This window comes from Mesorhizobium sp. M0923 (assembly GCF_040319365.1).
Classification (GTDB): domain Bacteria; phylum Pseudomonadota; class Alphaproteobacteria; order Rhizobiales; family Rhizobiaceae; genus Mesorhizobium.
Genome location: NZ_JAMYNW010000032.1, coordinates 32,103 through 56,836 on the forward strand (window position 1 = coordinate 32,103; position 24,734 = coordinate 56,836).

General features: G+C 59.7%; 17 protein-coding genes and 3 pseudogenes. 9 read left to right on the forward strand and 11 right to left on the reverse strand.

Annotation, left to right across the window (positions count from 1 at the left end; translation table 11 throughout):
- Positions 1-2 precede the first annotated feature (2 nt).
- Positions 3-896 (reverse strand): NmrA family NAD(P)-binding protein, encoded by an 894-nt coding sequence (locus NKH89_RS32850; RefSeq protein WP_352911434.1) that lies wholly within the window; start codon positions 894-896, stop codon positions 3-5.
- A gap of 120 nt (positions 897-1,016) precedes the next feature.
- Here NKH89_RS32850 and NKH89_RS32855 point away from each other — a divergent pair, with 120 nt between their 5' ends.
- Positions 1,017-1,919, forward strand: a complete 903-nt coding sequence (locus NKH89_RS32855; protein ID WP_352911437.1) for a LysR family transcriptional regulator — start codon at positions 1,017-1,019, stop codon at positions 1,917-1,919.
- Positions 1,920-2,375: 456 nt separating this feature from the next.
- On the opposite strand, the gene NKH89_RS32860 is transcribed toward NKH89_RS32855, so the two are convergent.
- The 6 genes from NKH89_RS32860 to NKH89_RS32885 form a co-directional block, all read right to left on the reverse strand.
- Positions 2,376-3,125, reverse strand: coding sequence for a ribonuclease activity regulator RraA (locus NKH89_RS32860; RefSeq protein ID WP_352911439.1), 750 nt, complete (start codon positions 3,123-3,125; stop codon positions 2,376-2,378).
- A gap of 22 nt (positions 3,126-3,147) precedes the next feature.
- A complete protein-coding gene (locus NKH89_RS32865) occupies positions 3,148-4,311 on the reverse strand; it encodes a mandelate racemase/muconate lactonizing enzyme family protein (protein WP_352848988.1) in 1,164 nt (387 codons plus the stop codon).
- A 33-nt stretch (positions 4,312-4,344) separates the two neighbouring features.
- Positions 4,345-5,442, reverse strand: coding sequence for an ABC transporter ATP-binding protein (locus NKH89_RS32870; protein WP_352591046.1), 1,098 nt, complete (start codon positions 5,440-5,442; stop codon positions 4,345-4,347).
- 10 nt (positions 5,443-5,452) lie between these two features.
- The gene (locus NKH89_RS32875; protein WP_352591043.1) at positions 5,453-6,343 is read right to left on the reverse strand and encodes a carbohydrate ABC transporter permease; all 891 of its coding nucleotides are present in this window, start codon (positions 6,341-6,343) and stop codon (positions 5,453-5,455) included.
- Complete coding sequence (locus tag NKH89_RS32880; RefSeq protein WP_352591041.1) at positions 6,340-7,299, reverse strand: carbohydrate ABC transporter permease; 960 nt, start codon at positions 7,297-7,299, stop codon at positions 6,340-6,342. The genes NKH89_RS32875 and NKH89_RS32880 overlap by 4 nt, the downstream gene beginning before the upstream one ends.
- A gap of 78 nt (positions 7,300-7,377) precedes the next feature.
- The gene (locus NKH89_RS32885) at positions 7,378-8,856 is read right to left on the reverse strand and encodes an ABC transporter substrate-binding protein (protein WP_352591038.1); all 1,479 of its coding nucleotides are present in this window, start codon (positions 8,854-8,856) and stop codon (positions 7,378-7,380) included.
- A gap of 207 nt (positions 8,857-9,063) precedes the next feature.
- On the opposite strand from NKH89_RS32885, the gene NKH89_RS32890 reads away from it, so the two are divergent.
- From NKH89_RS32890 to NKH89_RS32910, 5 genes are all read left to right on the forward strand, one after another.
- Positions 9,064-9,774: a GntR family transcriptional regulator gene (locus NKH89_RS32890; RefSeq protein WP_023721827.1), complete on the forward strand. Its 711-nt coding sequence runs from the start codon at positions 9,064-9,066 to the stop codon at positions 9,772-9,774.
- Between the two features lie 55 nt (positions 9,775-9,829).
- Entirely contained in the window at positions 9,830-10,996 is a 1,167-nt protein-coding gene (locus tag NKH89_RS32895; protein WP_352591035.1) for a mandelate racemase/muconate lactonizing enzyme family protein, read from the forward strand.
- 52 nt (positions 10,997-11,048) lie between these two features.
- Positions 11,049-12,410, forward strand: coding sequence for a mandelate racemase/muconate lactonizing enzyme family protein (locus tag NKH89_RS32900; RefSeq protein WP_352483891.1), 1,362 nt, complete (start codon positions 11,049-11,051; stop codon positions 12,408-12,410).
- Between the two features lie 17 nt (positions 12,411-12,427).
- Positions 12,428-13,627 carry a mandelate racemase/muconate lactonizing enzyme family protein gene (locus tag NKH89_RS32905; protein ID WP_352483892.1) on the forward strand — a complete coding sequence of 400 codons (1,200 nt, stop codon included), beginning with the start codon at positions 12,428-12,430 and terminating at the stop codon, positions 13,625-13,627.
- 226 nt (positions 13,628-13,853) lie between these two features.
- A complete protein-coding gene (locus NKH89_RS32910; RefSeq protein WP_352852533.1) occupies positions 13,854-14,801 on the forward strand; it encodes a DUF5996 family protein in 948 nt (315 codons plus the stop codon).
- 387 nt (positions 14,802-15,188) lie between these two features.
- Here the strand turns inward: NKH89_RS32910 and NKH89_RS32915 are convergent, their stop codons facing one another.
- Positions 15,189-18,194, reverse strand: a complete 3,006-nt coding sequence (locus NKH89_RS32915; protein WP_352483893.1) for a hypothetical protein — start codon at positions 18,192-18,194, stop codon at positions 15,189-15,191.
- A 1,202-nt stretch (positions 18,195-19,396) separates the two neighbouring features.
- Positions 19,397-19,519 (reverse strand): annotated as a pseudogene (locus tag NKH89_RS32920) (tyrosine-type recombinase/integrase); the annotation flags it as partial.
- A 243-nt stretch (positions 19,520-19,762) separates the two neighbouring features.
- Between NKH89_RS32920 and NKH89_RS32925 the strand changes: the two are divergent.
- Positions 19,763-21,252: pseudogene (locus tag NKH89_RS32925) on the forward strand (adenylate/guanylate cyclase domain-containing protein); the annotation flags it as partial.
- A gap of 90 nt (positions 21,253-21,342) precedes the next feature.
- On the opposite strand, the gene NKH89_RS32930 reads toward NKH89_RS32925, so the two are convergent.
- On the reverse strand, positions 21,343-21,540 hold the full coding sequence (locus tag NKH89_RS32930) for a hypothetical protein (protein ID WP_352549524.1): 198 nt from the start codon (positions 21,538-21,540) through the stop codon (positions 21,343-21,345).
- A 596-nt stretch (positions 21,541-22,136) separates the two neighbouring features.
- Positions 22,137-22,673 carry a DUF3624 family protein gene (locus NKH89_RS32935; RefSeq protein WP_352483895.1) on the reverse strand — a complete coding sequence of 179 codons (537 nt, stop codon included), beginning with the start codon at positions 22,671-22,673 and terminating at the stop codon, positions 22,137-22,139.
- 1,061 nt (positions 22,674-23,734) lie between these two features.
- On the opposite strand from NKH89_RS32935, the pseudogene NKH89_RS32940 reads away from it, so the two are divergent.
- Positions 23,735-24,161 (forward strand): annotated as a pseudogene (locus NKH89_RS32940) (response regulator transcription factor); the annotation flags it as partial.
- A 76-nt stretch (positions 24,162-24,237) separates the two neighbouring features.
- A complete protein-coding gene (gene tnpA / locus NKH89_RS32945; protein ID WP_352483896.1) occupies positions 24,238-24,684 on the forward strand; it encodes an IS66-like element accessory protein TnpA in 447 nt (148 codons plus the stop codon).
- Positions 24,685-24,734: the final 50 nt, after the last annotated feature.

A 24,734-nucleotide genomic window follows, 5' to 3' on the forward strand; every position in this document is an offset into this window, starting at 1 on the left:
GATCAGGCGGCCGCGGCCGCCCCGCGCGACGCTGCAGCAAGTTCCTCGAAAAACTGATGCAACGTGCGGGGCTGGCGTCCGAGGATGGCACGCAAGGTCAGGGTGTTTCCGGCGGAACCGAAGTCGGAATAGGACTGAAATACCCGTTCGAGCTGAGCAAGCTGCTCCCCCCGGAAGGGCGGCTTCGCGACAGCGGTCCATTGCTCGAACGTCACCTCGGCTGCCTCCACGGGCCGGCCAAGGGCGACGCTCATCATCCCCGCAATTTCAACGCGATCGTGCATACTTTCTGCCGCAAGCTCGAAAGAGCCGTAGGCGAGCCGGCCGGACGTCAGGGCCTCGGCCGCCACTTCGGCGACGTCGCGGTAATCGACACGCGCCAGGCGCGCCGTTTTCGCAAACGGCTCGGCAAAGACGCCGGTTTCCACCACGCCTTTCCAAGCAGCTGCCATGTTCTGAAACAGCGTCGCCGGATAGAGGATGGTGTAATCCAAATTCGCGCGGAGAATGGCCTGCTCAACGGGCAGTTTGCTTGCGTGGTTTGCAAGTCCGTTCGCCGGGTGGATAACTGAAGAGAAAACGAACTTGCGGATACCGGCACGCTTTGCGGCCTTGACCATGGTTATGCCTAGGTCCGCTTCATCGGCCACGAACGGCGGTCCGACATGATAGACTCCGTCGACGTTTCTCAGCGCTGCCTTTAGGCTCTCCGGATCTCGAAGGTCACCTGAAGCAATTTCGGTCGCTCCGCTCGCGCGTGCCGTCGCAGCAGCGTACTCACTGCGGACCAACGCCCTCACCGCTATGCCCCGCCGGGCAAGCTCGGCCGCGACGAAGCCGCCGCTGCGGCCGGACGCACCGACAACCAGAACAGTTCGTGTCTTGGGTTCTGACATGAGTTCTTCCTTTCGTAGCGAGGTGGCGTCCCTGCCCCATCGAGTGAAATATCGAGTTCCGCTTTTCGGATGGTAGGCGCGGAAAATGTGATATGGTCTCTCTAAATTTGAGAGATCATCATGGGCGGATTTCGAGACATTGAGGCGTTTCTCGCTGTCGTGGAGCGCGGCAATCTCTCAGCCGCGGCGCGGCACCTCAGCCGCTCCTTGCAATCTGTCAGCCGGTCGCTTGCCGCGCTTGAAACCAGCGTCGGCGTCGAATTGGTCCGCCGAACCACCCACAACACGAAAACGACTGAGGCAGGCCACGACTTTTATCGACGGGTGAAACCGGCACTGTCTGAGATTGTCGAAGCAAAGGCCGAAGCCGGCAAGCGCAGTGCCGAACCTTTCGGACTCCTAAGAGTAGGAGCGCCGGTGCTCTTCGGCCCCACTTACCTGGTACCCGTCGTGGCCCGCTTCATGGAGCGCTATCCGAGGATCGAGGTCGGCCTCAAACTGTCGGACCGATTCGTCGATCTCATTGAAGATGAACTCGACCTTGCTGTTCGCATCGGGGAACTCCGCGACTACGATCTCAAGGCCCGGCGCCTTGGAGCGACGCGTCTCGTCGTTTTCGGCGCTCCGTCGTATTTCGCCACGTACGGGCGGCCACAACATCCGAAGGAGCTAGCGAACCATCAGTGCATCTTCCGCAACACCGACCGCGATGCTGGAAAATGGCAATTCCTGGAAGCCGGCAAGCAGCTGAGCGTCAATGTGGGTGCGCGATTTCACGTCGACAATGCCGCCGCAAGCCATGCGGCGGTCGCTGCGGGGTTGGGCATCGGTCGGGTACCACTCTGGCAAGTAAGAGACCTGGTAGACGACGGGGCGGTTGAGGTTATCCTGGCAGCGTTCGAACAACCGCCGATCCCGATTCATGTGGTGTGGCCAGCGACCCGGCTTCCACTTGCCAAGATGCGCGTCTTCATCGACTTCCTGGTTCAGAACCTAGTCATTGGGGACAGCGAGCGAAATTGAACCGACATCTGATTTTCTGTTAAGCCTGCCGCCGTTTGTCGCCTTCAGGAGCTCTTTCGAACTAGACTAGGCTGATCGTGCCTCGTACCGGCGGACGCCGAAAACGCGTTTCGACGCGCCTAGAGACTAGGTGATCCGCGCTGCGAGAAGGATCAGCAGCCGCCTCGTGGCGTGTCTTGGCGATACATGAGGTTACTCTGCAGCAGCCCGTACAAGCTTCGTCACGCCTTCGCCAATGGCGTCGATCGTCGCGGAACTCGGCTGCCGAACGCCCGGTGCTACGTCAGCTTCTAGGCGCTGATGAGGCTTCCGGTTAGCCATTGGAGGTCCGCATGGTGTAACGCTTGGTGCCCGCACGAGATGGCGGGAGCCGGACCGTCTCGATCGTTCAGTGCAGTGCAGTGGGCGCCCGACGACGAAACTCGACTCCCCGGCCCCGCCACGAGGTAGTTGATGCTAACTCGGGTTTTCCAAGCGATTTGCTTTGCGCCACTCCTCGTACTCCCCGCGGGCATCGTCATGCAGCGGATAGTAGCGTTGCAATGGGCCGCCCTCCATGAGCTTGGCTCGCGAAAACTCCTCCCAATCGTGATGCTTCTGTGATTCTTCGATCACCTTCGGGGCCATCACGACGGGAAGCACCACCACGCCGTCGTCGTCGGCGACGATGATGTCGCCGGGGATCACCGTGACACCGCCGCAGGCAATCGGAACGTTGACGGCATAGGGATAGATGCTGGTCTGCACATGATAGTTTGGCGTCCAGCCGCGCAGCCATAGGGGTAGATCGAGCTTTTCGACATTGGGCCGGTCGCGCATGCACCCGTCGATGACGATACCCGCCCCGCCCCTGCCCTTGAAATAAGTCGACATCATATCGCCAAAGACACCCGAGCTCATGTCGCCGCGCGCGTCGACCACGACCACATCGCCCTCCTGCGCGTGGTAGAGCACGTGCCGGTGAAGTTGGGTCTCCGGATCGGCATATTCTCCCTCGGTGAACAGGTCCGGCCGCTGCGGCAGAAACTGCAGCGTCAGCGCCGGCCCGACGATCGACTTCCCGTGGTTTTGCGCCACCGGACCGACCATGTGCGGATTGCGGAAGCCCATGTGGCCAAGTGTGCCGGCAATCGTCGCGGCGCCGATCTCCCTTAGCGCGTCGATCAGGTCTTTAGGCGGCCGCGTAATGTCGGACGTATGCGTCATTGTGGACTCCGATTGAATGGAACTACCAGTTCGTAACAGAACCGTCGCGGCGCCTAAGGTGAGCCGCTTCCCAGAAACGCCAACTCTGCGCCTGGACCGCCACTTCGTTGACCTCGACGCCGAGCCCCGGCAGATCGCCGACCGGGTAATCGGTCCCGTCGAGCCGTGGTTGCACGGGGAAGAAGTCGGAATTGTCGAAGCCCAGCTTTGTCTCGGGCGCCCTGGTCTCGAGCCACGCGAAGTTGGGTACCGCGGCGGCGAGATGCACGGTAGCGGCCGTGCACACTGGACCAAGCGGATTGTGCGGCATCAGGTCCACATAGTGCGCCTCGCTCCAGCCAGCGACCTTCATCGCCTCGGTGAGCCCGCCGACATTGCAAACATCGATCCGGTTGAACTGATGGATGCCGCGCTCGATGTAGGGCAGGAACTGCCACTTGCTGGCAAATTCCTCGCCGATGGCAAAGGGGATGTCGGTCATCGTGCGCAGCGATTCATAGGCCTCCGGCGTCTCGTCCCGTATTGGCTCCTCGAGGAAATCAAGCACGCCGCGGCCGAGCTTGTTGCAGAAGCTCGCCGCCTCTGCCACCGACAGCCGATGATGATAGTCGATGCCGAGAACGGCGTCGTCGCCCAGCGCCTCGCGCGCCTTGTTCAGCATACCCGCGGTAGCGCCGATCGACTCGCGCGGCTCGAAGATGTCCTTGCTGTTTTGCCCAAAGGGGAAGAAGCGGATCGCCTGCCACCCCTGTGCGCGTAGTTCGCGGGCCCGTTCGATGGCAACATCGCCCTCGGCCTCGTCGCCGGTCGAGGCGAAGGTGGGGACGCGGTCGCGCTGCTTGCCGCCTAGCAGCTCGTAGACCGGCACGCCCAGCGCCTTGCCCTTGATGTCGTGAAGGGCGATGTCGATGGCGGAAATCGCCGCCTGCAGGACTCGCCCGCCTTCGAAGTACTGGCTGCGATAAACCTCCTGCCAGATCCGCCCGATCTGCATCGGGTCGCGGCCGATGAGAAACTCGCGATAGTGCTCGACCGCGCCGGCCACGGCCCTCTCGCGACCGCTCAAGCCGCTCTCGCCCCAGCCGAAGATGCCCTGGTTGGTCTCGACCTTGACGAGCATCTGGTTGCGCGTTCCTACCCAAACCGGATAGGGCTTGATCGCGGTGATCTTAAGCTTCTCAGTCATCCACGCCCACGTTCCACACGCATCGGCCCTATCTCAGTTGGCTTTGAGGGCCATTTCAGTTTCGCCGTCGAACAGATGCATCCGCTCCTGGTCGAACTCGAGCCAGATCTGCTCGTCCGGCGAGACGGCAATGTTCGGCGGCACGCTGACGTTGACGATGGCGCCGGACAGAAACGCCTGCACGAAGGTGACGTCTCCGGTCGGTTCCACCGTGTAGGCCTTGGCCGGAATGGAACCGGGGACCGCGCTCTTGTGGAGCTTGATCGTCGAGTGACGTGCGCCGAGCACGACTTTCTTGGTCGTCGCTCTCGCGACCTTCTGGGCATTGCGCGGCGAGAGCTCAAGGCGCCAGCCCTCGGCGCCGGTCAACACCGTGTTGCCGTTTGCCGTCGATGCCTCCAGCGGAATAAGGCTCATCGCCGGGCTGCCGATGAAGCTGGCGACGAACATGTTCACCGGATGGGCAAAGACCTGCGCCGGTGAATCGTATTGCTGCAGGTAGCCGCCATTCATCACCGCCATCTTGTCAGCCATGGTCACGGCCTCGAGCTGGTCATGCGTCACATAGATGATCGTTGCCTTGAGGTCCTGGTGGAAGCGCTTGATCTCCGACCGCATCTGTACGCGCAGTTTGGCATCGAGGTTAGAGAGTGGTTCGTCCATGAGGAACACCGCAGGGTCGCGGACGAGGGCACGGCCAAGGGCCACGCGCTGCTGCTGCCCGCCCGAAAGTTCGCGCGGCTTGCGCTCGAGCAGATGCGTCATGTCGAGCACCCGCGCCGCTTCCTTGACCTTCTTGTCGATCTCGTCCCTAGGGAGTTTGCGCATCTGAAGCGGGAACGCCAGGTTCTTGTAGACCGATTTCTGCGGGTAGAGCGCGTAGTTCTGGAACACCATTGCGATATCCCGGTCCTTGGGGTCGAGGTCGTTGACCACCCGCTCGCCGATGATGATGTCGCCCGATGTGATCGGGGTCAGCCCGGCGACGAGATTGAGCGTGGTTGTCTTGCCGCAGCCTGAAGGGCCGACGAGCGCAACGAACTCGCCGTCATTGACCGTCAGCGAGACGTGATTGACAGCTTTGAAGCCGCCATAGCTCTTGACGAGATCTTGGAGGACCACGTGGGCCATCGGCAACTCCCTAGTGCTTGACCGCGCCTTCTGTAAGGGCGCGTACAAAGTATCGTTGCAGGACCAGGAACAGCACCACGACGGGCACGCTCATCATGAAGCTGGCCGCCATCAGGCCCGGAAAGTCCGTCGTATTTTCCGAGAAGAAGCGCTGGATGCCAACCGGAAGGGTCAACTGCTCGTTCTTGGAGAGGAAGGTGTAGGCGTAGATGTACTCGTTCCACGCGCCGATAAAGGAATAGATTGCGGTGGCGATGATCCCCGGCGTCGAGAGCGGCATCACGATCATGATAAAGGCCTGGAACCGTGTGGCGCCATCGATGCGCGCCGCCTGCTCCAGCTGCACCGGGATGTTGTCATAAAAGCCCTTGAGCAGCCAGATCGCCAGCGGCAGGCCGAAGGTGAGATAGGTGAGGATCAGCGAGCCGTGCGTGTTCACCAGCCCGATCGCGCGCATCAGGATGAAGAGTGGCACGAGAAAGATCACCGCCGGGAACATATTGCGCAGCAGCACGGCAAAAAACAGGAAATTCCGGCCGGGGAAACTGAAGCGCGAAAACGCGTAGGCCGCAGGGACAGCCACGATCACCGAAAGGATTGTCGTAACGGTCGACACGAAAAGGCTGTTCCAGAAGAAGCGGAGGAAATCCTGGCCGACGCTGTTCTGCGGATCGAGCAGCTTCTGGTAACTGGCGAGGGTAGGCTCGTCCGGCCACCATTGCGGCGGGAATTGCGTCGCCGCGAATCCGGACTTGATCGAGGTGATCAGCATCCAGATCATCGGCAACGCAGTAAAAAGCAGCATGAACACGAGGAATATGCGCCCGGCCCACCGCCAACCGTCGACGCGCATGCGGCGACGGGTCGGGGCTCGAGAGGCTGTCTCGGCAATCGTGCTCATGCGCTCCCCTCTTTCCGCTCGTTGCCGCTTAGCGCACGGACGTAGAAGTAGCCCAGTGTCATCAGTGTGAGGAACAGGAGCACTGAATAGGCCGATGCCACGCCCCAGCGCTGCCGTCCGAAGGCGAGCTCATAAATGTGGGTTATCCAGATATGCGATGCGTTCGACGGCCCGCCGCCGGTCATGATCCAAGGGATGATGAAGGAATTGAAGTTGGCCACTGCGAGCAGCAGCATCGTCACCACCGAGACGTTGCGCAAGTGCGGGAAGGTGACGTGCCAAAAGCGCTGCCATGCACTGGCACCGTCGACTTTTGCGGCGCGCAGCAATTGGTCGGGGACTGTCTGCAGGCCGGCCATCATCATGATCATGGCAAACGGAAACTCGCGCCAGATATTGACGACGATCAGGGAGGGCAGCACCGTGCTGACATTGTCGATGAAATTCGGCGGCCGGTCGGCCAATCCGAGGCCGACCAGCACCGCGCCGATGATCCCGAAGTCCGAATGGTAGATCCACTTCCAGATATAGGAGGCGGCGACGGCACTGATGACCCAAGGGATGATCAGGATAGCGCGCATGACACCACGGCCGATGAAGTCGCGGTGGAGCGCCAGCGCCGTTGCAAACCCCAGGACAAAGGAGATGAAAGTGGACCCCAGCGTCCAGATCAGTGTGTTCCAGGTGACCTTCCAGAACACCTGACTGGTGAGGATCGTCGTGTAGTTGTCGAAGCCGATGAAGGTCTTGTCGCGGAGCTGCAGACCAGGCGGTGTCTTAAAGAACGACAGCTCGACCGTGTAGTAGATCGGATAGGCGATGACGATGAGCATCACGGCGATCGCCGGGAGCACATACGCGTAGTCCGCGCGATGCTCCCAGATCTTCCGCAGCGTGCCGGCTGTACCGGGTTGCAATCTTCGGCGAGCCTCGGCCTTGCCGGTCACGATCGTCACTTGTGGCGTGCCCTTATTCTTCGGAACGAGGCGGCTGCGCCAGCGGCGCAGCCGGTCAGGTCGTAGGTCAGGCTTGGACTAGAGTCCGCCCATCACGTCTTTTACCTTCTTGGCCGCGTCGTCCGCTGCCTCGTCGACGGTCATCGCTCCGGTCAGGGCATTCTGCAGCATGTCCGGGATGATAATGTTCATGATCTCGGGGGCCTGCGGCAGCGCTGGGAACGGAATGCCGTATGGCAGCATCGAGGTCGTGACATCGAGGAACTTGATGTTGTCCAGACGTTCCTTCATCCACTTGGTCTTGAAGCCGTTAAGGTTGCCTGGGTTTGATCCGGCGTAGGCCATCTTCAGCGACCATTCAGGGCTCGTCCACATGCAGATGATAGCCTTTGCAGCAGGCTCGTCTACCTTGCCGCCCTCGACATATTCGGGCTTCAGGATGTGAATGTTCGAGCCGCCGAACACGACGGCGCGCTTGCCATCGGGGCCAGTTGGAATCAGGCCGTAGCGCATGTTGTCGATGACCGTCTGCGCCTTGTCCTTGTCGGTGCCCGTCGCCTTTTTCTGCAGGTCGAGCATGACGTTGTAATCGGACGGGTGCGAGATCATCATGCCGAGCTGGCCGGCGACGAACAGGGGCTGGTTATCGGCCTGCTGGTTGGTGAGCGCCGAAACCGGAACCGACTTGTCGCGAACATACATGTCGTAGGAGGCTTGCAGCGCCGCCTTGCTCTGGGGACTATCGAGCTGGACCTGCTCATAGGTCGGATTCGCGGTGGCTTCGTCGAAGACGCCGCCGCCATAGGCCCACAGCTGTGGCATGAAACGGTACGGCGTATTGCCGGCATTCTTGCGCGCCACGAGGCCGTAGCCGGCAATGCCGAGCTTGTCGTGGATCTGCTTGGAATATTTGACGACGTCTTCCCAGGTTGCCGGAGCCTTGTCCGGATCGAGGCCCGCACGCTTGAAGATGTCGGCGTTCCAGATGAACGCCATCGTCTCGTTGTTGGTCGGAATGCCGTAGGTCACGCCCTCCCAGGTCACGGCCTTCATGGCGCCGGGCCAGAAATCCTCGGTCGAATACCCCACATCCTCTGGCTTGAGCGGCGCCAGATAGCCCTTTGAGGCGAACTCGGTACCACCCAGGATTTGCAGGCGGACCGCCATCGGCGCGGCATTGCCCAGGAGCGCCGTGCGGAACTTGTCGAGAAGGTCGTTATAGGTGAGGGCTTGTTCCTCGAGCTGGATGTTCGGATAGGTTTTGCGGAAGGTCTCGAAGAAATCCTTATAGTACTGGCGCAGGAGGTCGGGGTCGCCCTCGAACACGCCCTGATACCAGAAAGTCAGCCGCCCCTTGTAGTCGAGCGGGGTGACCTTGGCGCAATCGGCCGCCGTGTCAAAATCCTGTGTGCCGGCGATTGAGCGCACATATTCCGGCGACCACTTGCTGAGGTCGACCGGTGGCGCAGCCAGCGCCGATGTGGGCATCAGGGATGCCATCAAAACAGTGACGACAGTGCCGCGCAGGATCGCACTGCCGAGCGTAATCCTCGTCATAGGTATCCTCCCTGGTTCTCCCATGCCGCCCTGCGCCAAGGCAAAGCGGTCCTTGCTCGTTTCGATCGCGAGAATGCTCAATGTATTCTCTCGATCCCTTGGTACGTTTTCAGATCATGGATTGCCTGTCAACGCGCAGGATCGTACATTGTTTGCGAAAGCCGTGTGTGATATCGGGCAAGGTATGTATTAAATTGGGAGCCGGCCTTGGCCGAAATAAGCGATTTCAAAGCTATGCCACCTGTGGGCACTGATCCCATCGGGGCCTCCAGCGAGGGCGCCTCGCTTTATGAATTGATCAGGGAAGACATCATCGAGGGACGGCTCGCCGCCAACGAACGGCTTGTAGTCACCGATCTCGCCCGGCGTCACGGCACCTCGACCAATCCTGTGCGCGAGGCCCTGCAGCTGTTGCGCGGCGAAGGCTTTGTCATCTTTGTCGCCAACCGCGGGGCGCGCGTCCGACCCATAGATCAGGATTTTGTCCGGGATATCTACGAGATCGGTGTTCTGATCGAGCCAGCCCTGACACGATGGTTTGTGAATATGGCTACTGGCGAGGACATCGCCGAACTCGAACGTCTCCAAGGCCTGATTGAAGAGAACAACTTCGCCGACACATTCAGGCACAGTGAGCTTGATACCGCTTTCCACACCGTGATGTACCAGCGGCACTATAACCGCCACGCCGCCGAGCTTTGGTGGAAGCATCGCGAAGTGCTGCGAGCCGTGAGCCGTCGTTTCAACTTCACGCTGGCGCGACGTGCCGCGATCATGCGCGAGCACCGCGAGCTCATCGCGCTCGTAAAGGCGGGAGAGGCCGACAAGGCGGCCGAACTCGTCTCCCGCCATGTCGAGGGCTCGGGCCGGCATATTCTCGAACAGATGCGTGCGCGCAACGCCGCCCGGGCCGGATAGAATGTCCAGTCCAGAACCTCGTTAGGCTGACCATTCTCAGACAAAGGTTGTTGAGATGAAAATCACGAGCATTCGGCCGTGGCTGATCAAGTCCGATGCTTCTTATTGGGGAGAGTTCCTGTTCGTCGAAGTGACGACCGACGAGGGAGTGAGTGGCTGGGGAGAGATCACCACCACCACAAGGCTCGCCAACCGCGCGCTCTGCACGATCCTGCGGCAGATCGGCGTCGCCGTGACAGGCGAGGATCCGGCGCGTATCGAGCATCTCTGGCACAAGATCTTCCGCAGCTTCACCTACATGGGAAGCCGCGGCGCCGCCGTCGAATGCGTGAGCGCCATCGACATAGCCCTCTGGGACATCCGGGGCAAAGTCCTCGGCAAGCCGATTTACGAGCTGTTGGGCGGACCGGTACGCGATGAAATCGCGCTCTACACCCATCCCAACCAAGCCAAATTCACCAGCAAGGAAGCCGTGGTCCGCGAAATTCTAGACGTCGTCGAATCCGGACACACTGCGCTCAAGTTCGATCCGTACCCGCACCAGGGTCGCAGCGCCGATGGCCTGCCTCGCGAACAGCGGGACGGCTATCTCGATGGCAGCATGACCCGCAAGGACGAGCGCGAAGCCGCCGAACTCACGGCTCTGATCCGTGAAACGGCAGGGCCCGATGTCGACATTCTCATCGATGCGCATGGCCGTTTCGACGTTCCCACCGCCATTCGCCTCTGTCGAAGTCTCGAGGAAGCCGGTCAGATCGACTGGTTTGAGGAGCCCTGCCCGCCCGAGAGCCTTAACGCCCTCAAGCAGGTGCGTGAGAAGGTCAATACCGCCATCTCGTGGGGCGAGCGCGGCCACACGAAGTGGGATTTCGTGCCGGTACTTGAGAACAAGCTCGCCGACTACATCATGCCCGACGTCACCTGGACCGGCGGCATTACCGAACTCAAGAAGATTTCTGCCCTTTGCGAAGCCTACTACGTCCCGGTCTCGCCACATGATGCCGCGGGACCGATCAATGTGGTTGCGGGAGCGCAGGTGATGATGACTGTCCCCAACTTCTACAAACTCGAAACGTCGGAGTGGAACCTGGGCAAATACGATCACCTGATCGACAGACCGCTCGACATTTCGAACGGCAGCCTCAAGCTGACGTCGAAGCCTGGTCTCGGTATTGAGATGGACCGCGACTATCTGCAGGCCCACGAGATTGAGCTGGGCTAGCAACACTCTATGCCCAGGGTACGGGGCGACAAGCCGAAAACGAGGATAAGTCATGGCAAAGACAGGTGGCGCCGACGAGGCGCTCAATCGGGTGAACGCGAACTCCAAGCCATCTCAGCTTCGCATCACCGACATGCGGGTAGCCGAAATCGTCGGCGCGCCGTTCACCTCAACCCTGCTCAAGATTTACACCAATCAGGGCATCGTCGGACTTGGCGAAGTGCGCGACGGCGCCAGCGCCACCTACGCGCTGATGCTGAAGAGCCGGCTGCTTGGCGAGAACCCCTGCGACATCGACCGCCTGTTTCGCCGGATCAAGCAGTTCGGAGGGTACGGCCGGCAAGGCGGCGGCGTCTCGGCGGTCGAAATCGCGTTGTGGGATCTCGCCGGCAAGGCGTATGGCGTGCCCATCTACCAGATGCTCGGCGGCCGGTTTCGGGAGAAGGTGCGCCTCTATTGCGATACCGATGCGACCGTGCCGAGCGGCACCGAGACCGGCAAGCGCCTCAAGCAGCGCATGGCGCTTGGCTTCACCTTCCTCAAGATGGATCTGGGGCTGATGCAGATCGCGGATGTACCCGGTGCGGTCGTATCCCCTGCCGGCTCACTTGAAGGGTACCGCGTCCACCCCGGCCGCGGCCCGGTCAAGACCACGGAGGAGCGGCGCGCCCGCAATGCCGCGTATGATTTGCATAATGTCCCCCACCCGTTTACTGGCCTCCACTTTTCCGACAAGGGCCTCGACCTGCTTGAGCAGTACATTGCCGAGGTTCGCGAAATTATCGGCATGGATGTTCCGCTCGCCATCGACCATGTCGGCCACATCTCACTGCAGAACGGTATTCGCCTCGCGAGGCGGATTGAAAAATACGTGCCAGCCTGGCTCGAGGATGTGATCCCATGGCAGTACACCGAGCAGTACCGACAACTGCAGGCCGCCACCACGGTGCCGATCTGCACCGGCGAGGACATCTACCTTAAGGAGGGCTTCGAGCCTCTGCTCAAGAGCGGCGGCCTCTCCGTTATCCACCCAGACCTGCTCACCAGCGGGGGCATTCTGGAGACCAAGAAGATCGGCGACATGGCACAGGATCACGGCGTCGCCATGGCCATCCATATGGCCGAAAGTCCTATCGCCGCAATGGCCGCGGCACATGTCGCGACCGCGACCGAAAACTTCATGGCGCTCGAATACCACTCTGCCGACGTCGACTGGTGGGACGATATCGTCGCCGGCATTTCCAAGCCGCTCGTGAAGGACGGCTTTATCACTGTTCCGGACAAACCTGGCCTGGGGATTGACGACGTCGTCGACGAGGTGATCTCGCTGCATCTGCAGCCGGGTGTCACCGGCATCTGGCAGCCCACGGATCACTGGGACGACGAGTATTCCTGGGACCGCACCTGGAGCTGAGGCGAAAAGAACCGAAGATGAAGATCACCGACCTCCGCTGCGCCGTCATCGGCAAACATCCCATCGTCCGCATCGTTACCGACGAGGGCCTCTATGGCCTTGGCGAAGTCGAATTCACCAAGACCTATCTCAAGCCCTGGGTGCTGCATTTCCGCGAGGCGCTGATCGGCGAGGACCCGACCGACGTCGAGCGGGTGATGCTGAAGATCCGCCAACGCGGCTCTTTCAAGCCCTATGGCGCGGTGGTAAGCGCTATCGAGCATGCGCTGTGGGACATTGCCGGCAAGGCCGCAGGCGTGCCGGCCTACAAACTGCTCGGCGGCAAGGTGCGCGACAAGGTACGCGTCTATAACGGCTCGATCCGCCAGAAGCGAATGGGGGACCGGCCGGAGGATTACGCCGCTGACGTGAAATGGATGATGGAGCAGCCGCAGAACTTCTTTATGATCAAGCAAGGCATCTCGTTCCATTCCAACATGAAGGACAGCATCGAGGGCTTCCATTACGGTGTGACGCAGAAGAAGGCCGGCTATCACGGTGCTATGGATCAGGGCGTGATCAGCGAGCGCGGTTTCAACCACATGCTCGACTGCGTGATCGCGATGAAGGAAGTGCTGGGCGACAAGGTCAGCCTGGCGCTCGACTGCGGCCCGGGCTGGATGCTGCCCGATGCGATCAAGTTCGCTCGCGCGGTCGAGAAGTACAATTTGATGTGGCTCGAGGATATGCTGACCGGCGACTATGTGCCGTGGGTCAATCCGCAGGCCTATCGGGAGCTGACCACCTCCACCTCGACACCAATTCATACCGGCGAGCAGATCTACCTGCGGCACAATTTCAAGGAGCTGATCGAAACGCAGGCGGTGCGCGTCATCGGCCCCGATCCGGCCGATATTGGCGGCATTGCCGAGCTCAAATGGGTCGCCGAGCACGCCTATATGCACTCGATCCTGATGGCACCGCACGGCACCGCGAACGGCCTTCTCGGCCTCGGCGCGCTGATCAATGTCTGCGCCACCCTGCCCGCCAACTACATCGCGTTCGAATACCCGAGCGCCTCCGACCCCTGGTGGGAGGATCTCGTAATCGGCCTGCCGTCGCAGATCGTGAAGGACAGCATGGTGGACCTGCTAGAAGCCCCGGGGCTGGGCCTCGATATCGACGCCGAAGCAGCCAGGAAGTATCTCGGGGAAGAGGATGCAGGCTTCTTCGACTGAACCGTCCTTCTTGCGCCACCCTGCACACGCGGACTGATTCTCGCAAATTGGCATCCGGAATGACCGTTTCGGGCCGGAATCTGCCGGTCCGTTTTCGAAACACATTTGGCTGAAGCGGACATTCGGCAAACGACCCAATATCAGTCGCCGACTGGCTCCTTGCCGGTGATATGAATACGGGCGGTAGTGCGATTCTATTCAAGCTCCATCGAGTTAGGTTGGCCCAATGAATGAACGCATCCAGGAAAGATGGCCGGCTATACCGTACGGTCCTTGGCGCAGTACGTGTTCCGCGCTGCATCTTTATATTCAGATCATAGGGAAATATCGGCTCGCCCGCTCACCGTGGGTGAACCATTCCTGGCATGCGACCCTTTACATCGACGCTCGCGGTCTCACGACCGGCCTAGTGCCAGATGGACCAGGCGGGATCGAATTGAGCCTCGATCTGATCAACCATGAGGTGGTCGGACGAGCAACCGATGGACGCATTGCCCGGTTCCCGCTTGAGCCGATGTCGGTCGCCTTCTTTCATGGGCGCGCGTTGGATCTCATTCGTACTCTCGGTGGGACACCGGAGTTCCATGGCAGGCCGAACGAGATTCCGCAGGCTATTCCGTTCGCCGAAGACAGGATGGAACGCCCCTACGACGCCAATGCTGTGACACGGTTCTTCAGGGCATGTGTGGCAGTGACGAACGTGCTCCAGATCTTCCGTACGGCGTATCTCGGCAAGGTGAGCCCGGTGCATCTCTTCTGGGGAAGTTTTGACATTGCCGTGACACGCTTCTCCGGTCGACACGCGCCCTCACATCCAGGTGGTATTCCGGCCCTGCCTGACGAAATCACCCGCGAGGCCTACAGCCACGAAGTCTCGTCAGCTGGCTTCTGGCCAGGTGGGGGTGCAATCGACTTTCCCGCGTTCTATTCCTATGCATACCCGATGCCGACCGGTTTTGCAGCTGCAAGAATTTCTCCTGAAGCCGCATATTACGATGAAAAACTCGGAGAATTTCTGCTGCCCTATGATGCGGTCAGGCTTGCCAACAATCCAGAAGACATGCTCATGACCTTTTTGGAAAGCACGTATCGCGCGGCTGCTGAACTCGGTGATTGGGACAGGGCTGCGCTCGAGTGCAAGGTTGGTAAACCTCGACAACCTCGGCCCATGTGAGACACAGAGGATTCGACTGAACTGACGACTTTTCCCGACTACTAGATTGTCGTCGTTCCGGGCGAACTGGCCGAAAGCGGACTTGCGGCTTCGAGGCTCGGAAGGTCAGAAGCGGACCTTCAAGCGCCCCGCGTGCATCGACGTGAACTGACCCGTTGCGGACCCTCTTTGGAAACAAAGGACGTCGCGGTTGGGTCATGACTTCCGGTTCCCGGAATGGCGCGGCCGCGCCCAGTTCCAATCGGAGGATTCCAGTTCGAGCGGCCCTGATCGCGGGGAAAGGTCACGAACACGTCAATAGCCAGTCCATACATAGCCGAACACCACGCTGGTCCAGCGCTTTGGCGCTGCGCAGCGCACGCTATCTTGGATGTTGGGGACACCCCCTCATAGGGGGACCGTAAACTTGCAGGATTCGCGCGGCGCGGGCTTGTTAGCTGGAGATCCGGGCCGTTCAGGATTTCGCAATACCTCCGCAGGAGTCCGCGGCGTCCTATCAGGGGTAAATTCAGGAACCCTTCGACCGCCTTCGTCGCCTGGCACAATGACCGCACCCTCCGGCGGCGGAGCCACCTCATCTAAAGGACAGGGGGTGAGGTCGCGCTCACAGATATCCGCGAAGCCGGACCCATCCGCATCGATAGCCAATGGATCTGGGTTGGTTCCACAAGCCCCGATGTATCTTCCCCAAATTGGGTTTGTGTAGGCGAGGCGCGTTCCGCAGCTACCAGGTTCAAGCTCGCTCTGGCAACTCATCTGACCGTCCGCCTGGGCGAATGCGCGCACGTAGAAAAGGCTTTCATGCTGGGTGGCAAGCTCAAATGTTTTGGGACTTAGGAAGATCCTTGCTTGTCCATGGAGCCTAATGTTATTGGCTTCGCGCTGGAGGTCAACTTGGAGAACGTCGGCTGGATCGGGATCGTAGGCGCTTGGCGAACCGCCCGGATCGTCAAACTGGTTACGTGGGCCATGACTGAATCGTGAAGAGCCCTCATTTGCCCTCCGCTGGTAGGCAAATGTACGCTGGGCATTACCGACGTACAGGTCAACTTTGCTGATTGGACCGAACTCAGGCGTCGACTGCCATTCGATAAGAACCGGTACATGCTCGCCAGGAAAAAGGTTGAACGTTTCGCCCATCTGGAAGTCCGTTAGGTCAATCCGGCCGTTGCGGTTCCTGTCAATAGCGATCCGGAGCGCAGGCCCATCGGTCACCGAGAACCTGCCTGCCGCCAGCGCGTCTATCACCTCCGTATTGCGGTATCGCGCGGTCTCCCGATCGCCAGAGACGGGCGCAAACACAAGTGGTGCCTCTGTACGATTTACCAGCACGAGGTTCCTTGGTTTTCCGATGGCCGTATCCACTACCGGCGTGTCGCACCACTGCTCCTTGCACGGGCGTCCCTCTCGACGGAAGTTGAGGTCGCCATGTGCGTCTGATCCCCCAGCCATGAACCACTTCCGTGGCTCCGCTCTTGGAAGCCAGTCAAGATTGCTGGTCTGGTTTGCGTTCAGTCCCTTACGAAGGAACAAGTCCCAAACGTAAGCACCGTGGTACAAGTTAGAAAAAAGTCTTCGCGGATACTGCGGCTCCTCGCGGCGCTGCCAAAGCCAAGGGAAATGGCCAAGTGCGGAGCCATCGTGCCAAGGTAAGTGGTACTTGTACTTATTATCAAGAGCGCTCACCACTATGCGATATCTCTCGTCCTTACGGGACTGCAGGCGTGTGTCCTCATTCCAAAACTGAAGGCCCAAGATTGCGGGAGAGCTCCATGCTCGGTTAAGCGCCTGGGTGGAGTAGGGTACAATATCAGGGCCAATTACGCTGTCAGGCGCCAGCCCGACGAGTGGATGAGCCAGGAATGCAGCGCCTTTTTTCTCAATTTCCTCGATTAAATCCTCGAGCCTACGCGAAGCACCACCAAATCTTGTAGTATTGCTCGGAATGAAACCACTTGCATCGTCAGCCTTTCGAGGAAAGTAAATCATGTGCTGGCGAGAAGGTTGCGGGGTAGGATTAGGAACCCTAAAGCGCTCTAAAATATCACTCGCGACTTCGCTGCCGAGTTTGTCGCCTATAAAGTCCGCGACAGGCACCCCTTGCTCGTCAAGCACGAGATAACTGTCGGAGCCATTCGCCCCATAGGGTTTGGAATAGCGCGCACGGCAAGCAGACAGGCCATCCGCGGCTATACATCTGTCGTTATCTGGCCAAAGATACGCGAGACCATCGCCGAAGCGGATCGCACCGTTGCGCTGCTCCGTCGCGGACATCTCTGGCCAAGCGTCTAGCTCTTCTCCGAGATAGACCTGTGGAACAACGCGCCGCCCAGTGAAGCCGGGAACGTTGCCAAGCCTGACATCCTCGTCAATGTCGTAGTTTGCGCCCTTTGGCCCATACAAAATGTTCCTCGCAGCAGCAAAGCGCGAGGGGTTCAGATCCCGAGCTTCAAATCCGATGAACCGCTTGCAACCACTGTCGTCTTCGCGGCGGGCATCCGCCGGCCTAGCTACCTCTGCACGGGGGCAAGTTCTGCCAACCGGTCTGCCATTCGGACGTTGAAAACATTGCTCGCCTTCTACGGTCCAGCATCGAGATACGCCGATCGCTCCGTCGACCTGCTTTCCCCCTGAGGCATGATCCGTCGCGAATACAAAATCCATGCCCATTGCGCCCAGGGCCCGAACGACGTTGCGGTACGAATAACCCGATTCACCTTCGTTATCCGTCATTTGCGCGTGGTAATGCAGGTCGCCATAAATCCACCCCGGAAACCGGGGCAGCGGAGCCTCTCCAGCATGCACAACGAGGTAATTGGTAAACTCGCGGCTGTCGCCACCGTACTTAGTTCGTACATTCACTTGGAGATGAATATCTCGGCCGGGGAAGACGGGCGTTTTGGGGGTGTACCACAAGCTCGCATGCCAAGCGTGTGACTGTGAAATTTGCAAAAGTTCAGCGGTACAATCTCGGCCCATCAAAGGACTGCAAAGTTTATGCTCCGGTTCAGCGTCAGGCGTCGAGATCCACCCTTGGCGTTCGATCTCGCGCAGATCGCCGGGTTGGTAGATCGTCGATGGATTGTCCGGGCCCTCTCGGACCCTTTCGATAACCTCGATCTCCTGGAGAGTTCCCGCATGGATCCTTTCGAGGAATAATGCTTCCGTGTCGCCTCGGTTGTCGTCGTAAATCGCGTCGTGAAAAGTCACGGAGATCGGGATAGCAGTGTAAGTGAGCCCGCCATCGCCGGCCTCCACCGGCTCAAGCCGCCAAGGGGCGTCAATTGCGAACTCAAGCCCGAACTGGCCGCCGACAGCATGCACCGGGATTGGCATTTCAGTGAGCCCCAAGAGCAAGAGGGCTCCAAATCCCTGGCGCCAACCTGTCGCCATGCTGTGCTCCATCGCATGCGTCCCCTCGATAGAGAGACGGCAGCAAGTAGCTAATCCTATCTTGCACTTTCTGTCCATTTCATTCGTCCAAGCGAGGCGAAGGCGTGTCGGAAGGCACCGGCCGCCTAATCCACTGGAATGGCCGATGCCGCGGAAATGAGGCGCCGCACTGACTTCGCCCCTTGCACCGAACGCGCCCTTCGTGTGAGGCAGTGTCTCGGCCAGATCAGGAGAGCGTCGCGCACCTTCTTCTGGCTGGCCTAGTCCTAGTTCGGAACTTCGAACTTCCCTGGTCCTCCTGGTTGGTCGACCTTGACGGCGTCCTGCAAGGCGACGGCCTTTTTGACGTCGTTTGGACCTCGGGATCGGCCAATGTGCGGATTGCCGTTCCTACGCAACGCGTGCCGATCTGTTCCTTCGCCAGCCTGTACGAACCCGCCCCGTAGAAGACGCTGGGCACGTACTGATCTTCGTCGATTATCTGAAGCGCCGCGACCTTCATCGCGATGGTCGGAGTTGTGCCTCTGCCATTTGTGGCTTCTTGTTTCCGAAAGTTCTATTGCCAGTGTTCATGTCGTCCGCGGCCTTGCCACCGCAGGGGGTCGACGGATAGCAGCTTTCTTAGCTGCTTCAGTCGGACCAAGAGAACGCTACTGTGGCGCTGGCAGAATTCCAACGGCGCGCGAGATTGCGGATCGGCGAGGCCCGTTTTGGAGTAGTGAGCAGCCATTTGGCGTGAGCGATACGAACGTCTGAGTTGGGTCATTTGACGCTGGTTCGCCTGAACGTACGCTTCCGAGATGCTAATTGGCGTCCGGAAGGTCCGGTCATGGTCCATGGGTGTGAGTTCGGCCGAGGGTAGCGAACTTCCGCAAGGGGTCGATTTTCCCCGTTCCCGTACGGTCGCAGGAGGGTGGAATGAGACTTTCAGCCTGTCGCAAAAATCAGGTCGATTGGCGCTAGTCTTAGTCTAGCGTCCCCTTTGAGGCAATGGCACAGTCACTCGGAACTAACTTATGAAGGTGGCGGCTTCCGGGGTCTTCGACAAGAGCCCGTGAACGGCTCGAATTGAGGCGCAAACGTGTCATCTCGCCTGTTCGCTCGAAGGCCGCTTTTGAGATTAGGGCTATGGTCTGCTCAACGACCGACATGAGGCGCATTTCAGTTCGCGGCCCCACCGGGATCGTGGGAGCCGCTTTTGGTCATACCTCGGTCGCCTCGGCTAGCTCTAAGGCATCTTCTACATCTACACCGAGATACCGCACTGTATTCTCGATCTTGGTGTGGCCGAGCAGGATCTGAACTGCACGCGGACTGACCGAACGCGGCTATTGCGGCCACACTTTGCACACCAGAAACGGACGCAGCCGGCTCGAAGTCGAGCGCCTATGGGACGGACGAGTGCTAGTCGACCACATGCGTCAGCGGCGCTGCGGCAAATGCGGCAAGGAAGTTGGTAAGCCAGAGCTCCCTTGAGGCCAATTCGGTGCCTCTCCCCACAGGGCGCCATTTCCGTTAGGATGCTCCGAGATGGCGGGAGGTATGACCTGGATCGCGTTCACCGTAGAATGGCTACCATCCTTGCTGCCGACGCAGTTGGCTACAGCCGGCTGATTGGCAGAGACGAGGAAGGGACACTTGCCACCCTGCGGACGCATCGTCAGATCATTGACCGACTGATAGAGGAACATCAGGGACGGGTGTTCGGGAGCGCTGGGGACAGCGTCATCGCCGAGTTCGCAAGCCCCGTCGAGGCGCTTCGATGCGCCACTGAAATCCAGTTCCAAGTCGGCAGACAAAATGCTGAGCTGCCCGAGTCGAGCCGCCTGCGCTTTCGCATCGGCATCAATCTCGGCGATGTTGTCGTAGAGGGCGACAATCTCATGGGCGACGGTGTGAACGTCGCCGCCCGTCTGGAGGCGCTGTCACCTCCAGGTGGAATATGCATTTCGGAAGCGGTGTACACGCAGGCCCGCGATCGGCTCTCGCTCGAATTCGTCGATCTTGGCGAACAAAGGATGAAGAACATCGCCCGGCCTGTGCACGCGTACCGCGTGCCTCTCGCTTCAGAGGAGCAAGTCACGTCGCCTTTTCGAGGTCCCAACCCCTTCGAGTTCGAAAACGCCGACCTCTTCTTTGGCCGAGCTCGGGCGACTGCTGCCTGCATCGAACGCCTGGAGCAGCAGGCCGCCAACGGCAAGGCATTCCTGCTCATCTATGGTATGAGCGGTTCCGGCAAGTCTTCTCTCCTTCGAGCAGGGCTGCTGCCTTCCATCACTCGAACCGGTGCAGCGGCTGGCATCAAGGTTTGGCGCCGCTGCCTAATCCGCCCTTCCGACGCCCCTGATGCGGTCGCCTCGCTGGCCGCTGGGCTGCTTCGCGAAGGCGCCCTGCCGGAGCTGGCTTGCGAACCGGCAGCGCTGGCTCAACTCTGTTGGAGTTCGCCTGATCGAGCTCTGGCGCTCGTCCGCCAGGCTCACGCCAAAGCGGCGGCCGTCGCAGGTTCAGCCTCCTCACAAGTGCGATTGGTAGTGGCGATCGATCAGATGGAGGAGCTGTTCACGACGGAGCCGGCATCGCGCGAAGTGCTAGTACGGCTCCTCGCGGCACTCGCCAGCAGCGGACTGGTCTGGGTGATCGCGACGATCCGATCGGATTTCTTTCATCGTTGCGGCGAGGTCCCCGGTTTCTGGGCACTCAAGGATGGCCTCGGCAGCTATGAACTCCTGCCGCCGACCGGCGCTGAGATCGCCCAGATCATCCGCGAGCCGGCACGCACCGCCAGGCTGCGCTACGAGGAGACAGCCGAACGGGGCCGGCTGGATGATGTCCTGCAGGAGGCAGCAGCTGCTGATCCTAGATCTTTGCCCTTCTCGAATTTGTGCTCGACGCTCTGTACGATGCGGGGCGAGAGCGCCGGATCCTCACCTTTGCTGCGTATCAGGCACTTGGCGGCTTGGAAGGGGCGATCGCGCGCCGCGCTGACGAAGTCGTAGACGCTCTCCCGCCGGACATCCAGGAGGAGCTACCAGTCGTATTGCGTGCCCTCACCACGGTGCGCCCAAGCGATGAGGCAGTTGCGGCGCGTCCGGCCTTGCGCGCGGAAGTCACGGGCACGCCTCAACGACCCAGGATGAACTTGACAGGCTCATCGGCCACTTCGATGCAAACCCTCGTCAAATTGCTTGCCGGAACGCCCGAGACGGTCGCACAGCTTGCTGATGGCATCAGGCTCGCTGGTAATCTCGCTGAGATATTCCACCGTGCCGGAGCGTCCGCTCTCCGCCACCGCGACCGAAATCCGTTGCTTGTGAATATCCAAACCGACAAATCTGATATGTTCCATGTGGCCCGTCTCCTATGCATGAGGCTCTGCGCCGGCCAGCCGGCTTCACCCCAGGCCCAGCAATCATAGGGACTAGCAGGTCTGCCCGCCACAGTCGTTGCCACAGCTATGGCAACGCCAACAAACTCGACCGCCTCCATCTGATCCCCAAAATGGTCGGAAACATGGGTCGCAGTCGTCGTTGCCACATCCCCCATACGATTGGGCTCGGGCCTGGTGTGGGAAAAAGGAAATAATTGCCGCTGCGGACAAACCTCTCCCCATCAACACAAAACTAGAGCGTCGACTAACGTCGAACTGTTCATTGCGCGGGAGCCGAATGCGAAACAGAAATGCGATCATATGTCCGGCCCACAGGAAAGTCAGCATAAATGATGCCGCCGCCAAGTAGATTGCCGCGCTTGTCTGTCCTAACGATATCGCAATTAATACAAACGCCCAAAGGGCTGCGGCAGCTAAAAACGCCTGCCTGATGCAAATGTGGCAATTGCCAAGACGGCCAAAAAGAAAGCTTCGCATCTTGTCCTCCCAGGTTCACCAGAGCTGCGGTATGAAATCATGACCGCATTCCCCGTCCACCTTCCGTTCCGCACGAATTAAAAACATGCGTGGTTACTACTGTCACACGATGTGCCGTCCTGGCAGCACCATGAGCTGTCCCCCCATTGGCAACAGAAAGTGCCTTGGCCGCATTGGCCATCGTAGCAATTCATCGCCAGTTGCGTACCCCTACCCTTTTTGGGCGTCTCCAACTCCTTTATCCTCGGCAAAGTGGTCATAATCGCCAGGCTCGCGAAGGCAGTCGAGAAATTTGCGATGAAAGACCTCCGAAGAGGGGAATACTCGCCAGCGTTCACTGAAGGGGACTGCAACTTCGTTTGCCGCAGGGAGTAGCGAATGGCATATACAACTAGGTGCAGCAGCCAAAGACCTGACAAGAGCAACGCAAGCGCGACGGAACAGTGCAAGATCGGGCCAGCACTTGTAACGAACCCCGATCCATAGGTAATCCCAACGGCTAACCAACCAATGCAGGATGCGAGGAATGACTGACGCATGCAATTTGGACATCTTCCTATATCGTAGAGAAACTTGACGGACCAGTGTCCAGCCTGCAATTGTTGTTCGCTCATTGCATCTACTCCCAGCAGCTGATGTTTATTTAGATGTGCCAAATTCACTCACGGATTGCTCATGGCATGTTTCTGATGCGTTTAAGGGTCGTCGCACAAGCCAGAGCATATTGCTGCGCACGCCTGTCCAGTGAGATCGCAGCCCTTATGTTCATACGCGCAGGCCGCAAAACTTCTCTTGTTTCGGCAACCGGGGGGATACCACCGGCTGTCAGACACAGTTAAAGTCAAACGCCGGCCCCAAGCACTGCGTGGATTTTGCCAAGGAATTGATCCAAGCGTCGCAACGCTGGTCGCATGCTGAGTTCCGCTCTGTTGGGCTAACGTCGCGGATGGCAAGAATGCCGGACTCAACACACAGTTCAAAGCTATAGCCCAATTGAAAAGCCGCCATTTCATGTCGGTCCTCTTGCTCTCCGTCGCCCAAGCGCTCCTGCCACAATCTCATCATAATGTCGTACCACTGCCCTGTTCCGCCCCCCTGCTTTGACTGCCGGGGCGGTGTTACCAGGAAACCTGCTACCCACGATCGAACCCATCCTACCTCCTCCTTGGATTTGGTTCATCTTGGCGATGAGTCCGAAATCTCGTGACGCAAGATATTAGCCGCTCAGCAACGACCACGCCTGACCCGTTTGGGTTATGAGCAAGTCCCTTAATCATCGGACTCGCAACCGTCATCAAAGAGCGTATTGTGGGACATGGAAACGTGTGCCAAGTGGTGTCGTCAACGTCTGCGCACCAAGTAAAACTATTGCCACTTTTGTTCTGGCGAGAAGTTTAAATATGAAGACTTGTCGAGCTCTGTTACGCGGGAACAGCGATTGGCGCATCCTTCGATTTTCGAACGATTAGCACGGCGTTTGCGGAAGCTGCTCTTGGGCAGCAGCACTAAAGATCGCCACCGCATTCAGCAGTGCCCCGCACAGCCTAAGAGCCTTAACCCGAAACGCCCCTCCCCAGGTAAGCCTCATCGACGATAGCGGATTTATCGGGAATGTTCTGGACAAAAATCCGTGGGTCGACCCCGAAGAGCGACATCATGAACAATGCAAAGCCCTCTTTTGCTTCCCGATGGAAGGGGGATCGTGTTCCTTCGCGCCCTGAGGGCGGCCGGGGATGTCACCCCAATCATCATCCTGACAGCGCTCGACCAGGTGTCAGACGACGGGCTGACCGCGGGGGCCGACGACTACATGGTCAAGCCGTTCGATCTCGACGAGCTGTCGGCGCGCATCGGCTCGGTCGCGCGCCGATATTCGGGCAATCCAAACCCCATCATCCGTCTTCGTTCGCTCCCACATAGACATTGCCCGCCGGAGCGTGCGTCGGGACGGCAAGGCCGTTCAGCTGACTGTCCGCGAATGGGCACTGCTGGAGGCCTTCCTGACGCGGCCTGGCCAACTGCTCTCCAAAGCCCAGCTCGAGGAAAAGCTCTACGACTTCGACGCCGAGGTGGAGAGCAACGCGATCGAGGTCCACATCAGCGTAAGCGATGTTCCGACCGCACCTTTCGGGGATCGGCGTGAAGGACGATGTTCGGAGCCTTTGAGGGCTTCGACATATGACGATTTCAGAGCTTACGCTTAAATCGAACGATTTGGAGCCGGTGCGCCGGTTCGAGGTGTTCACGGGCTCCGGCCGGCGACGCGAGTGGCCTCCAGAGGAGAAGGCGCGGATCGTTGCGGAGAGCTACGAGGCTGGTGAGACGGTTTGTGCTGTAGCTCGCCGATATGCGCTTTCCCCGCAGCAACTGTTTGCCTGGCGCCGAGCTGCGCGTCAGCCCTCGGCAGATGCGACGGCATCAGAATCTCTGTTCGTTCCTGCGGTGGTTGCGGCGTCCTTGCCGGAACCGGTGGCGCAGCGCCCAGGACGATCACGGAAGCAGAAGACGGTCCGCGACGCCGGCGTGATCGAGCTTGAGATCGACGGTGTCGCCATGCGCGTTGGTCGTGGCGCCGATACCAAGACGGTGGCTGCTGTAATCCGCGCGCTGAAGGCAACGACGTGATCGGGCCAACGGGTGCGGTCAAGGTCATGGTGGCGACGAAGCCAGTCGAC

Coding starts and splice junctions, on each gene's coding strand:
- NKH89_RS32930 (WP_352549524.1), bottom strand. CDS start 21,540: ATGGAACATATCAGATTTGTCGGTTTGGATATTCACAAGCAACGGATT.
- NKH89_RS32855 (WP_352911437.1), top strand. CDS start 1,017: ATGGGCGGATTTCGAGACATTGAGGCGTTTCTCGCTGTCGTGGAGCGC.
- NKH89_RS32910 (WP_352852533.1), top strand. CDS start 13,854: ATGAATGAACGCATCCAGGAAAGATGGCCGGCTATACCGTACGGTCCT.
- NKH89_RS32885 (WP_352591038.1), bottom strand. CDS start 8,856: ATGACGAGGATTACGCTCGGCAGTGCGATCCTGCGCGGCACTGTCGTC.
- NKH89_RS32875 (WP_352591043.1), bottom strand. CDS start 6,343: ATGAGCACGATTGCCGAGACAGCCTCTCGAGCCCCGACCCGTCGCCGC.
- NKH89_RS32865 (WP_352848988.1), bottom strand. CDS start 4,311: ATGACTGAGAAGCTTAAGATCACCGCGATCAAGCCCTATCCGGTTTGG.
- NKH89_RS32860 (WP_352911439.1), bottom strand. CDS start 3,125: ATGACGCATACGTCCGACATTACGCGGCCGCCTAAAGACCTGATCGAC.
- NKH89_RS32915 (WP_352483893.1), bottom strand. CDS start 18,194: ATGGCGACAGGTTGGCGCCAGGGATTTGGAGCCCTCTTGCTCTTGGGG.
- NKH89_RS32850 (WP_352911434.1), bottom strand. CDS start 896: ATGTCAGAACCCAAGACACGAACTGTTCTGGTTGTCGGTGCGTCCGGC.
- NKH89_RS32900 (WP_352483891.1), top strand. CDS start 11,049: ATGGCAAAGACAGGTGGCGCCGACGAGGCGCTCAATCGGGTGAACGCG.
- NKH89_RS32895 (WP_352591035.1), top strand. CDS start 9,830: ATGAAAATCACGAGCATTCGGCCGTGGCTGATCAAGTCCGATGCTTCT.
- tnpA (WP_352483896.1), top strand. CDS start 24,238: ATGACGATTTCAGAGCTTACGCTTAAATCGAACGATTTGGAGCCGGTG.
- NKH89_RS32905 (WP_352483892.1), top strand. CDS start 12,428: ATGAAGATCACCGACCTCCGCTGCGCCGTCATCGGCAAACATCCCATC.
- NKH89_RS32935 (WP_352483895.1), bottom strand. CDS start 22,673: ATGAGCGAACAACAATTGCAGGCTGGACACTGGTCCGTCAAGTTTCTC.
- NKH89_RS32870 (WP_352591046.1), bottom strand. CDS start 5,442: ATGGCCCACGTGGTCCTCCAAGATCTCGTCAAGAGCTATGGCGGCTTC.